Genomic DNA, 11,989 nt, shown 5'->3' on the forward strand with positions numbered 1-11,989 from the left:
CGCCGCCCACCCTCCGCCGGGGTGGCGGGCTCCGGCGGTAGCAGGGGTGGTAGCAGGGGTCCCCTGTTACCGCTTTTTGTCGAACAAGGGTCCCCTGCAGGCACCCAAGCCGGATCCGGCACGCCGCGACCTCACCGCCACGGGCCGAAGACCCGTTCCCCGTTCGCCGACAGGTGCGCGCACAGTTCGGCCAGGTCGGTGCCGGTGGTGACGGCCAGCGCGCGGACGGTCAGCGGGACCAGGTAGGAGGCGTTGGGCCGTCCCCGGTGCGGCATCGGGGTGAGGTACGGCGCGTCGGTCTCCACCAGCATCTGCTCCGGCGGGGTCAGCGCGGCGGCCTCCCGCAGCGCCTGTGCGCTGGCGAAGGTGACCGTGCCGGCGAAGCTGAGCAGGTATCCCCGGCGGACGCACTCGGCGGCGAACTCGGCGTCGCCGGAGAAGCAGTGCAGCACCACGGTGTCCGGCGCGCCCTCGTCGTCGAGGACGCGCAGCACGTCGGCGTGCGCGTCCCGGTCGTGGATGACCAGGGGTTTCGCGTACCGCTTGGCGATGGCGACGTGCGCCCGGAAACTCTCCTCCTGCGCGGCACGCCCCTCCTCCCCGGTACGGAAGAAGTCCATCCCGGTCTCGCCGATGCCGCGCACCCGGTCCCGGGCGGCGAGCGCCTCGATCCGGCGCAGCGCCTCGTCCAGGTCGGCCAGGCGGGGGGCCTCGTTGGGATGCAGGGCGACGGTGGCGACCACCGCCGGATACCGGTCGGCGACGTCGGCCCCCCACAGGGAGGAGTCGACGTCCACGCCGACCTGGACCATCCGGTCGACACCCACCCCGGCGGCCACCTCGATCGCCGCCGCGACCGGGTCGTCGGCGGGGCCACCGGGCGTACCGGCCTCGCTGACGGTGATGTCGAGGTGGGTGTGGCTGTCCGGGACGGGGTGCGGCAGCCGCTCCGGGGCGGGCGGGAACTCCCCGGCCCGGCGGGCGGCACGCTGGCGGCGGGATTCGGTCGGCTCACTCATCGCCGATGAGCATCACACACCGCCCGCGCCCGCCGTACCCGACCGGCAATCCACTGTTCATCCGTGTGGTACCCAGGGCGTTTACCGTTCGGCCGGTGAGTGTCCCCACCCAGACCGGCGACGCCGCCCCGCCCCGGGTCGGGCCGCGCGTGACCTACCGGGGGACGGCGTACCCGGCGGAGGTGATCGCCCGGGGGGCCGCGTACGAGATCTTCAGCGGGATGGAGCTGCCCGGCTTCGAGTGGGCACCCCGCCCCGGCGCGCCCCTGCCGTGGCGACGCTTCGTCCACGCGACCGAGGTGACCGCGGTGTACGACGGACCGGGGCCGGCGGACGAGGAACCGGACGCGCCGCTGCTGGTGCCGTTGCATCGGGACCGGACCTGGTCGCAGGTCCAGGAACTCACCCAGCAGCCGGCCGCCGCCGGGGACCCGGTGCTCGCCACGCTGCGCGCCTCGGCCGTCGTCCGTCGGGGCACCCGGATGGTGAAGGTGCTCTCCGCCCGGCAGCTCGCCGGACACGTACGGGGCCTGCTGCCGCACGGCTTCTGCCACCGGGAGCACGACGTGGCGCACCTGCGTACCCCGTCGGCGCTGGCGGTGCTGCGCACCGACGGCGGTCCCGCCCAGGACGTGGTGTACGCGTTGCGCTGGCGGGCCGTCGACCCGGCCGACTACGACATTCCCATCGGCGAGGCGCACCGGGGACTGGTGGAGCTGGCGTCCGGGGACCGGGTCGGCGCGGCGGTGCTCGGCACCGGGTTCGCGCCGAGCAGCACGCAGGTGGTCCCGGAGTTCGTCACCCGCGACTTCGCCGACCTGCCGATGCCGGCGAACGCCACCCTGGTCGCCTACCCGGCGGAGGGCGTCGAGGTGGTGCTCTACGCCTACCAGGCGGAGCAGCGGGGCTGGCTGCGGATGGTCGGGCCGCGCTGGCGGCACCTGCTCGCCACGGTGCCCGGCCTCTCCTCCGAACAGGAGTACGTGCCGATCGCCGAGCCGGCTGCGTCGACCCGGTTGGTCGGCGGCTACGCCGGAAACGAGTACGAGGCGGTGGCCGACCTGCCCGGCGGGTTCCGGGTGCAGGCGTTGACCCGGACCGCCCGCTACCCGGTGGAGTCGGTCGCCCGGCGGCTGCGGTACGCCCACTGGCGCGGCGCGGACTGCGTGGTGCTGCGGGAGGAGACGGGCTGGCTGCGGCTGCGGCTGTGCCGGCCGGGTCCGGAGGCGGTGGCGGCCACCGGCGCGCAGTGCCACGAGCGGGGCGTCTACGAGACCTGGGCCCCGGCGACGGACGTCACCGACGACCGGATCGTCGACCTGCCGTACCCGCTCTGAGGGAGCCAGGTACGCCGGTTCGGCGGGAGCGCCACCCGGACGGGCATAACCCCGGACGGTACGGGAAGACGCCGACGTCGGACCGTCACGTCTCGGGGAGGCCGCATGCCCTTCATCACCGTCGGCTCGGAGAACTCCGGGCCCATCGACATCTACTACGAGGACCACGGCACCGGGCAACCGGTGGTGCTCATCCACGGCTTCCCGTTCAACGGCGCGACCTGGGAGAAGCAGACCATCGCCCTGCTGAACGCCGGCTACCGCGTGATCACGTACGACCGGCGGGGTTTCGGCAACTCCGGCCAGCCCACCTTCGGGTACGACTACGACACGTTCGCCGCCGACCTGAAGATGCTGATGGACCAGCTCGACCTGCGGGACGCGGTGCTGGTGGGGCACTCGATGGGCACCGGCGAGGTCACCCGCTACCTCGGCGCGTACGGGTCGGGCCGGGTGAGCCGGGCGGTGCTGCTGGCCCCGCTCGCACCGTTCCTGTTGAAGACGGCGGACAACCCCGAGGGTGTCGAGCAGAAGCTCTTCGACGGCTTCAAGCAGGCGATCGCGGCCGACCGGTTCGCGTTCCTGACCAGCTTCTGCGACAACTTCTTCAACTACAGGGAGAACAAGGGCCGGCTGGTCAGCGAGGAGGCGTACCGGGCGCACTGGCACATCGGCGCGCAGGCGTCGGCGAAGGGCACCCTGGACTGCGTGGACGCCTGGCTGACCGACTTCCGCGCCGACCTGCCCCGGATCGACGTACCGGTGCTGATCGTGCAGGGCGACGCGGACGCCGTGCTGCCGTTCCCGGCCACCGGCCAGCGGCTGGCGCCGATGCTGTCGGACAGCGACCTGGTCACGTTGCGCGGCGCGCCGCACGGCATCCCGTGGACCAACGCCGACGAGGTCAACCGAGCCATGATCGAGTTCATCGGCACCCGGGCCATGGCCCACGCCTGACCCGGTCGCGAAGGGGTCGGAGCCCCGGCGCGCCAGCGTCGTGGGGCGCGGCCCCCCCCCCCGGGGGGGCGGGGGGGGGGGGGGGGGGGGCCCCCCCCCGGGGGGGGGCCCCCCCCCCCCCCGGCCCCCCCCCCCCCACCGGGGTGCGGTGGGCCGGCGGGACCGTCGGTCAGCTCACCGACGTGTTGTAGCTCTCGATCGCCGCCTGGACGCTCGCGGCGGCGTCCTTCATGGCCTGCTCGGCGGGCTTGGTGCCGACGATGGCCGCCTCCAACCCGTCCTCGGCGGCCTTACGCGCCTGCGGCATTACGCCAAGCAGGCAGCCGGCCGAGGCGACGGATGGCGGCAGCGCGTGCAACTGGTCCACGGCGGTACGGAACTGCGGGTACTTCGCCACCCAGGCCTTGTCGACCTGGTCCAGGGCCCGCACGTTGATCGGCACGTAGCCGGTGCCGGTGTGCCACTGCGCCTGCGGGGTGGCGCCGGCGGAGAACTTCGCGAACTCCCAGGCGGCCCGCTTCTCGGCGGCGCTGTGGCCGACCCCGCTGATCCAGAGCGACGCGCCGCCGATGATCGGCCCGCCGGTGGAGGAGTCCGACACCTTCGGGTACGGCGCGGTGAGGACGGTGAACCGGCCCGCCGCCGCGTCCACGTAGCCGCGCAGCACGCTGGTCGACTCCAGGTGCATGGCGACCGTACCGGCCTTGAAGGCCGCCTGGGCGTCGTCGGTCTTCCGGCCGGTGTTCGTGGCGTACCCGTCGCGGACCAGGTCCGCCCACCACTGGGCGACCTGCACCGCCGCCGGCTGGTCGAACTGCACCCGGGTGGCGAGCTTCTGGCGTCCGTTGCCGTTGTCGCAGTACTCCTTGCCGTCGGTGGCGAGGAGCTGCTCGAGCAGCCAGCCGTAGATGGCCGCGCCGAAGCCGTACCGGGTGGTCTTGCCGCTGGCGTCCTTCACGGTGAGTTTCTTGGCCAGCTCGCCCAGCTCGGCCAGGGTCTTCGGCGGCCGGTTCGGGTCGAGCTTGGCGGACTCGAACGCCTCCTTGTTGAGGTACAGCAGGGGAGTGGAGGTGTTGAACGGCATCGACCAGAGCTTGCCCTCGACCGAGTAGTAGCTGGCGATGTTCGGTTCGATCTCGGCGGCGTCGAACTTGTCCTTCTCGATGAACCGGTGCACCGGGACGACCTGCTTCGAGTCGACCATGAAGCGGGTGCCGATGTCGTACACCTGGATCAGGGCCGGGGTGCTCTTCTGCTGCACCGACGCCTTGTACTTCGCGATGGTCTCGTCGTAGCTGCCCTGGAAGACCGGCTTGACCTCGACCTTGCCGCCGTTGGCGGCGTTGAAGTCGGCGACCAGCTTGTCCACGGCGGTGGCGTTCGCGCCCTTCATCGAATGCCAGAACTCGACCGTCGTCTTCCCGTCGGCGCTCTCGAGCGCCTCGGCGCCCGGCGCGTCCAGGGCGTCGGACGAGTCGCCGCCGGAGTCGGAGCCGCAGCCGCCGACCAGCGCGGCGGCGGTGATCAGGGCGAGGATGACTGCGCCGGTACGGCGTGGTCGGGGAAGTGCCATTGCCTCTCCTCGGTGGGGGTTCAACGCAGTGCGCCCGCGGTGAGACCACGGACGATGTACCGCTGGCCGAAGATCACGACGGCCAGGGTGGGGAGCAGGGAGAGCGCGACACCGGCCAGGATCAGCCCCGGCTGGGCTGCCTCGGCGTCGTTGAGCTGGGAGATCCCGATCTGGAGGGTCTGGTACTCGGGGTCCCGGATGAGGATCAGCGGCCAGAAGTACTGGTTCCAGGCGGAGAGGAAGACGTACACCCCGACCGCCGCGATGGACGGCTTGGACAGGGGCACGACCACCCGCCAGAGCAGCCGCCAGTGCCCGCAACCGTCGATCACCGCCGCGTCGCGTAGCTCACCAGGGAACTGGAGGAACGCCTGGCGCAGCAGGAACGTGCCGAACGCCGAGGCGAGGAAGGGCAGGACCAGTCCGAGGTAGGTCAGTCCACCCCGGGTCAGCCCCCAGTCCGAGATGGCCAGGTAGTTGGGGATGATGATGCTCTCCCACGGCACCATCAGCGTGGCCAGGAAGAGGGCGAAGGTCGCCGCCTTCGCCGGCATCCGCAGGAACGCGAAGGCGTACGCGGCGAGGATGCTGGTCACCACCTGGGCGAGGGTGATCACACCGGCCTGCACGGCGGAGTTGACGTAGAACCGGCCGAGCGGCACGGCGTCGAACACGTCGCCGACGTTCTGCCAGTGCAGGGCGCCCGGCACCAGCGCCGGGGGATAGGTGGCCAGATCGCCGGGGCCCATTACGGCACCCGCGAACGCGTAGTAGACCGGGAACAGCACCGGGATCAGCGCCAGCCCGAGTACGACGTAGACGGCGATGCGGCCGGGGGAGACGCGTCGGTTCATCGGTAGTGCACCCGCCGTTCCAGGATGCCGAACTGGATGCCCGTGCAGATCAACATGATCAGCAGCAGGACGACCGCCTGGGCGCTCGCCGCACCGAAGTCGGCGGAGCCGAACGCGAACGCCTTCTCGTAGATGGAATAGACCAGGGTGGTGGTGGCGTCGTCCGGCCCGCCCTTGGTGAGAATGTGGATCTGGCCGAAGCTCTGCAGCGCGTGGATGGTGGAGACCACGACGAGGAAGAACAGCTGTGGGGAGAGCAGCGGGATGGTGACGCTCCGGGCGAGCCGCCAGCCGGTCGCGCCGTCGAGCCGGGCCGCCTCGACCACCTCCTGCGGGATGGCCGCCACTCCGGCGGAGAGCACCAGCACGTTGTAGCCGAGGTTCATCCAGACGGTGGCGACGCCGACCGCGGGCAGGGCGATGGACGGGTCGGTGAGCCAGTTGACCCGGTCGACGCCGACCGCGCCGAGCAGCCCGTTGGCGATGCCGATGGCCGGGTTGTAGATCACGGCGAAGACCACGGACGCGGTGGCCACCGAGAACGCGAACGGCAGGGCGAAGGCGGTACGCAACGCCCGTACGCCCCGGATCCGCGATTCCAGCAGCAGGACCACCAGCAGCGCGCCGAACACCGCCGGGAGGACGCTGATCAGGGTGAAGATCGCGGTGGTGGCGAGCACTCCGAGGAATTCGCCGGACAGCATCTCGGCGTAGTGGGCGAAGCCGATGTAGGCGCTCGGTGCGCCGAAGATGTCATTGCCGTGTGTGGACAGGTAGAAGGTTCGGCCGAGGGGCCAGAAGATGAACAGGGCGAAGACCGCGACCGATGGCAGGAGCAGTAACCAGGAGAGGCCACGCTCGCCACGCGGCCGCCCGGACGCGGGGGGACCGGCGGTCGTGGCCACCGTGGTCCCGGCGTCTTCGGCAACCGAGGGGGGAGGCACCGCCGCACCCTACCAACGGTTCTGGTTGAAGAAATGCTCCAGACACCTCTGCGTTACCTGACAGCAACCTTCATGTTCCGGGTTCCGGTGGACCGTCCGTCGCGTTTCCGGAGTTCAGGTGGCGAAAACGCTGGTCGATGGCCTGGACAGGTGGTCCGACGCCGGCGACGCGCCCGCGACATTGACGTACGCGAGAGGTTGATCCGGGTGCTGCGGTCGGTTCAGCGCATCCATGGCCCGGACCTGTTGTGATCTGGCGTCATCTGGCAGACGTCGTGGCCGGACCGTGGTATCTCCGGCCGGGCGGCGGCTCGGGACCGGGCCGGTCTCCGGTCTCGTGATGGGCATCGGGATCTCACCGTGGGTGGATCACACGGGCACCCGCCGCAGCCGTCTGGTGTCGTAGGCTCTGGGCGGGAGCGTCGCCTCGTGGGGACGCGCCCAGACGTGGCTGTCGGTCACCGGCCCCGTCCTGCCGGCCGGTCGAACGTGGTCGAGCAGGTCCACAGCGGTGTGGGCGACGCTACTGGCGACAGTGCTGTCGGCGGGTGACGAACCAGCCACGTATCCGGGAGGACCCTCGTGACTTCACCAGACAAGATCGAGACGATTTTCGCCGACGTGGTGCGGCGCAATCCCGGTGAGGCGGAGTTCCACCAGGCGGTGCGTGAGGTGCTCGACAGCGTGGTTCCCGCCCTGGCCAGGCACCCCGAGTACGTCGACGCGAAGATCATCGAGCGGATCTGTGAGCCGGAACGGCAGATCATCTTCCGGGTTCCGTGGGAGGACGATCGTGGCGTGGTGCACATCAACCGAGGGTTCCGGGTGGAGTTCAACAGCGCGCTCGGCCCCTACAAGGGTGGCCTGCGCTTCCACCCGTCGGTGTACCTGGGCATCGTGAAGTTCCTCGGTTTCGAGCAGATCTTCAAGAACGCCCTGACCGGTATGCCGATCGGTGGCGGCAAGGGAGGATCGGACTTCGATCCGAAGGGCCGCTCGGATCGGGAGGTGATGCGGTTCTGCCAGTCGTTCATGACCGAGCTGTACCGACACCTCGGCGAGTACACCGACGTGCCCGCCGGCGACATCGGCGTCGGCAGTCGGGAGATCGGCTACCTCTTCGGCCAGTACAAGCGGATCACGAACCGGTACGAGTCCGGCGTCCTGACCGGGAAGGGACTCAGCTACGGCGGCGCTCAGGTACGCCGGGAGGCGACCGGTTACGGCACCGTGTTCTTCGCCGAGGAGATGCTGCGCGCCGCCGGCGACAGCTTCGACGGCAAGCGGGTGGTGGTGTCCGGGTCGGGCAACGTGGCGATCTACGCCATCGAGAAGGTGCATCAACTCGGCGGCATCGTCGTCGCCTGTTCGGACTCCTCCGGCTACGTCCGTGACGACAAGGGCATCGACGTCGAACTGCTCAAGGACCTCAAGGAGGTTCGGCGGGCCCGCATCGACGCGTACGTCGTGGACCGGCCCCACGCCTCCTTCGTCGCCGGCCGGACGGTCTGGGAGGTGCCGTGCCAGGTCGCCGTGCCGTGCGCGACGCAGAACGAGATCACCGAGGACGATGCCAGCGCGCTCATCAAGGGTGGCTGCATGATCGTCGCGGAGGGCGCGAACATGCCGACCAGCCCGCAGGCGATCCGTTCCTTCGCCGAGGCCGGTGTCCGGTTCGCGCCGGGCAAGGCCGCCAACGCCGGCGGTGTCGCCGCCAGCGCGCTGGAGATGCAGCAGAACGCCAGCCGTGACTCGTGGACGTTCGCGTACTCCGAACAGCGGCTGCGGGAGATCATGCGCGACATCCACGCTCGCTGCCATGCCACCGCCGAGGAGTACGGCATGCCCGGCAACTACGCGGTCGGAGCGAACATCGACGGTTTCCGCGGGGTCGCCGAGGCGATGCTCGCCCACGGGCTCATCTGAACCAGGCCGCCCGTGCGGAGTCCGGGCCGCGAGGCGGCGGCCGATTTCCACCGTTCCGCCCCCTCGTGCGACAGAGCCACCGTAGCGTCAGGCCAGGGGTTCAGGGGCGGGCCGAGGAGTTCCGGGCGCCAGACAGGAGGGAAGTCCGGTGCCGCGCCAGACGCCGTCGACCGTCGCGGGGGCACCCCCGTACGGGGTGGCGGGGACACCGTTGCTGTGCGACGCCCGGGACCACGGGTTGACCGGGGACGGCAGGACGAACGACCAGCCGGCGCTCGCCGCCCTCGTGAACCGGCTGGGTGACGCGTTCGTCGCGGACGGGCAGGCCCGGATCATCTACTGCCCGCCCGGTGTGTACGCGATCCGCGACGCCGGTACCGTCTGGCGCAGCGGAGTCTCGTTGGTGGGGGCGGGACCGGGTGCCACCCGCTTCATGCTGAGCAACGAGGGCAACCGGGCCGAGCCCGTACCGCTGGCCTTCCACACCACTCAGTTGCACGGCGCGAGCCCCGACCGGCACCTCGCGTACTGCACCTTCGCCGACCTGGAGATCGACGGGTCGGGCGTGGCGTCGGCCGACTACAACCCCCTGGCCAAGGGGATCGGATTGCAGTACGTGATCGGCGGGCTGTTCCGCAACCTGTTCATCCACCACACCGCGGCCACCGGTTTCGGCTGCGACTTCCTCCAGGACACGCTGGTCGAGGCGGTACGGGTGGTCGGGTGCGGCCGGATGGACAACGGCCTGGAGATGGGCGGTGCCGGCATCGGCGTCGGCATCGGCGCGTGGGGTGCGGTGGAGCGGTTGACCATCGTCAACTGCAGCGCCGTGGGCAACGCCACCAACGGGATCTTCCTGGAGATGCAGTACCCGGACAAACCCCAGCCGCGTGGGATCCGAATCGTCAACTGCCATGCCCAGGGCAACCGGTTCGGCATCGCCGACTGGGGTGCCGACGGACTCATCGTCACCGGATGCACGATGACCGGGAACCTCGAGGCCGGCTTCCAGGTGTCCGCCAAGGGCACCAGTGGTATCCCCGGCAGGGGTGGGTTGCTCACCGACTGCGTCATCGACGGCAACCTGCGCGACGGCGTCAGTATCGGCAACACCCGTGGCCCCTACACCGTGCGGGGCAACCGGATCACCGGCAACGGCCGCTACGGCTACCACCACCAGGACCTGGGCGGCAGTGACGGCACCGCCGCCGAGGAGATCGTCATCGAGAGCAACGACATCTGGGGCAACAGCCTCGACGGGCTCCGCTTCGACCGCCCGCTGCGCGACACCGTCGTCATCAACAACCGGATCCGCAACAACGGCCGGCAGCGCGCCCCCGCCGCCACCGGTGGCGGCGAGTCCGTCGGCTACAGCGACACCACCCTCGTCGACCACCAGGCCGCCTGGCTGGAGGACGGACACCGTGGCAAGGTGCTCCGCGTGGGCGACCGCTACGCCGTCGTGGCGGCCAACGACGAGAACACCCTCACCCTCGCCGCCATCCGTCCCGGTGCCTCCAGCGCCTGGTCGGCCGACACACCAGCGCCCGGCACCGCGTACGAACTGCCGGCCCCGCCCCCGAACCGCTCCGGAATCACGATCAATGCCACCGTCGACTCGGTCACCATTCGCGGCAACCTGATCCGTGACAACGGCCCCGGCACCCAGACCCACGGCCTCTGGATCACCGACCGGGGCAACTGCCTCAACTGCCGGGTCGTCGAGAACGACCTCGACGGCAACCGCACCCCCATCCAGGCCGACACCCCCGCGCTCGGGGGCCACTGGCGGAACAACCACAGCGGCCCGTGACGTCGCTCCCCGCGCGGCACCCCGGTCACCGGTCCGGGTCTGCCGATCCCTCCCGACCCGTCGGTCGTCCGGCAGAGTGGACAGCGTGACGGTCGGCACAGGACATCCGGCCTGCCGCTGTCCGGGCCCTCCCCGCACCTAGCATTCCGGCTGACGGGTCAGGTGCGGTGCGCGGCCGGGTCGGCGGCGAGCGCCGGGCGGATTCACGGCCGGTGACGTGAAGGGCGGACGATTCATGCGGACGACTGCGGTACCACCTCGCCCGGCGACCTCCGCCCGGTGGCGTCGCCTCGCCGCGGTGCTCGTGGCGGCGGCGACCGTGGTCACGATGGCGACTCCCGCGCAGGCCGTCACACCCGGGTACGTGTCGGCGACCTCGGTGGAGGCGCTGCACGGCGAGCTGTCCACGGTCAGCCCGGCGGTGCAGACCACCTACCCGGGAGACCCGTTGCTCGCCGCCGACTACCTCAAACCGATGGGTCCGTTGGGCTACTACGGGCTGATCGGCCCCTGGGGACCACTCGGGGTCGCCGGCCCGATCGGCGACGCCGTCTGGCACCCCTCGAACTGGATCACCGGAACGGTCTGGGACGACTGGGCCACCATGCTCGGCTGGTACGGCGGCCCGATGAGCGAGTGGGGACCGCTCGGCCCCGGAGGCCCGCTATCCCCGCAGGCGTACCATCAGACGCTGCCCGGCCTCGGCGACTTCAGCAAGCAGTTGCAGGCGGGCGGGGTGTGGGGCGCGCTGGGCCCGGTGGGCCCACTCGGCGCGCTCGGCCCGCTGGGTCCACTCGGTCCGGTCGGCGCGCACGGCTTCGGGCAGAACGCCAACGGCGCGTACGTCAGCAGCGGCGGGTCGGTGCAGCGGAACGTGGACGTGCCGTACGGGTCGTCCACCCGCCGGTACGAGCTGTACGAGTCCTACGGCGACCAGTACGCCCGCAACCTCGGATACGACAACGACACCTCGTTCATGGTGGAGCGCAGCTCCCTGGCCCCCGGCAGCGCGGTCGAGTACTCGTTCACCTCCCGCCACACCCAGTGGGTGACCATCAACGTCGTGCCGATGTGGATGCGCTACGACCTCGCGACCCTGTCGGCGTACGTGAACACCGCTGCGGGGAACCGGCTGAACTACCCGAGCGGCGCGGCTCGCGGGACCGCGCTCGTCGACGACTTCGACCTGCGCCTGACCGACGACACCGGGCGGGTGCTCGCCGTGTCGGACTCCGTCGAGCTGGCCGACACGATCCAGGTCCAGGTGGCGGCCGGCACGCGACTGAAACTGACCGTCACCCATCACCAGCGTGGCTCCTACGTCGGCTACCACGACGGCTACCGGTTGTTCGTCACGGGCTCGACGCCCCACATCGTCGGCACCGACATCACCGGGGCGCACCAGCGTCCCGTCGGGACGGTGTGATCCCACCCGCTGCTGCCGGATGACCCGGCCGGCACGCCGAGCACGTGGAATCCGTACGTGACCGCCTTGCGGTAGCGCAGTACCAGCACCAGAGCGGGGGCGTCGATGGCGGCGACTGTGCCAGGCGGGGCGCGACGCCG

The 11,989-nt window shown here is 70.9% G+C and carries 9 protein-coding genes; 5 read left to right on the top strand and 4 right to left on the bottom strand.

From position 1 onward, the window contains the following. Nucleotides 1-131: 131 nt before the first annotated feature. Nucleotides 132-1,019, bottom strand: coding sequence for a TatD family hydrolase (locus ACIBJE_RS17380; RefSeq protein WP_396749311.1), 888 nt, complete (start codon nt 1,017-1,019; stop codon nt 132-134). Nucleotides 1,020-1,114: 95 nt separating this feature from the next. Between ACIBJE_RS17380 and ACIBJE_RS17385 the strand changes: the two genes are divergently transcribed. Together ACIBJE_RS17385 and ACIBJE_RS17390 are read left to right on the top strand one after the other, a co-directional pair. Then, the gene (locus ACIBJE_RS17385) at nt 1,115-2,356 is read left to right on the top strand and encodes a hypothetical protein (RefSeq protein WP_396749314.1); all 1,242 of its coding nucleotides are present in this window, start codon (nt 1,115-1,117) and stop codon (nt 2,354-2,356) included. 105 nt (nt 2,357-2,461) lie between these two features. Beyond that, nucleotides 2,462-3,313 (top strand): alpha/beta fold hydrolase, encoded by an 852-nt coding sequence (locus ACIBJE_RS17390; RefSeq protein ID WP_396749317.1) that lies wholly within the window; start codon nt 2,462-2,464, stop codon nt 3,311-3,313. Between the two features lie 169 nt (nt 3,314-3,482). Here ACIBJE_RS17390 and ACIBJE_RS17395 read toward each other — a convergent pair whose 3' ends face one another. From ACIBJE_RS17395 to ACIBJE_RS17405, 3 genes are read right to left on the bottom strand one after another with little or no spacing between them, the layout of a single operon-like run. Further along, nucleotides 3,483-4,886 (bottom strand): ABC transporter substrate-binding protein, encoded by a 1,404-nt coding sequence (locus tag ACIBJE_RS17395; RefSeq protein WP_396749319.1) that lies wholly within the window; start codon nt 4,884-4,886, stop codon nt 3,483-3,485. A gap of 20 nt (nt 4,887-4,906) precedes the next feature. Further along, nucleotides 4,907-5,740: a carbohydrate ABC transporter permease gene (locus ACIBJE_RS17400; protein ID WP_396749321.1), complete on the bottom strand. Its 834-nt coding sequence runs from the start codon at nt 5,738-5,740 to the stop codon at nt 4,907-4,909. Continuing rightward, the gene (locus tag ACIBJE_RS17405; protein ID WP_396749324.1) at nt 5,737-6,684 is read right to left on the bottom strand and encodes a carbohydrate ABC transporter permease; all 948 of its coding nucleotides are present in this window, start codon (nt 6,682-6,684) and stop codon (nt 5,737-5,739) included. Before ACIBJE_RS17405 ends, ACIBJE_RS17400 begins: the two co-directional genes overlap by 4 nt. A 582-nt stretch (nt 6,685-7,266) precedes the next feature. On the opposite strand from ACIBJE_RS17405, the gene gdhA reads away from it, so the two are divergent. The 3 genes from gdhA to ACIBJE_RS17420 all read left to right on the top strand — a co-directional run bounded on the left by gdhA (nt 7,267) and on the right by ACIBJE_RS17420 (nt 11,849). Further along, the gene (gene gdhA / locus ACIBJE_RS17410; RefSeq protein ID WP_396749326.1) at nt 7,267-8,610 is read left to right on the top strand and encodes an NADP-specific glutamate dehydrogenase; all 1,344 of its coding nucleotides are present in this window, start codon (nt 7,267-7,269) and stop codon (nt 8,608-8,610) included. Nucleotides 8,611-8,758: 148 nt separating this feature from the next. Then, nucleotides 8,759-10,423: a right-handed parallel beta-helix repeat-containing protein gene (locus ACIBJE_RS17415; protein WP_396749329.1), complete on the top strand. Its 1,665-nt coding sequence runs from the start codon at nt 8,759-8,761 to the stop codon at nt 10,421-10,423. A gap of 235 nt (nt 10,424-10,658) precedes the next feature. Next, on the top strand, nt 10,659-11,849 hold the full coding sequence (locus ACIBJE_RS17420) for a hypothetical protein (RefSeq protein WP_396749332.1): 1,191 nt from the start codon (nt 10,659-10,661) through the stop codon (nt 11,847-11,849). Nucleotides 11,850-11,989: the final 140 nt, after the last annotated feature.

The sequence above is a fragment of the Micromonospora sp. NPDC050187 genome (genome assembly GCF_044459745.1).
Classification (GTDB): domain Bacteria; phylum Actinomycetota; class Actinomycetes; order Mycobacteriales; family Micromonosporaceae; genus Micromonospora.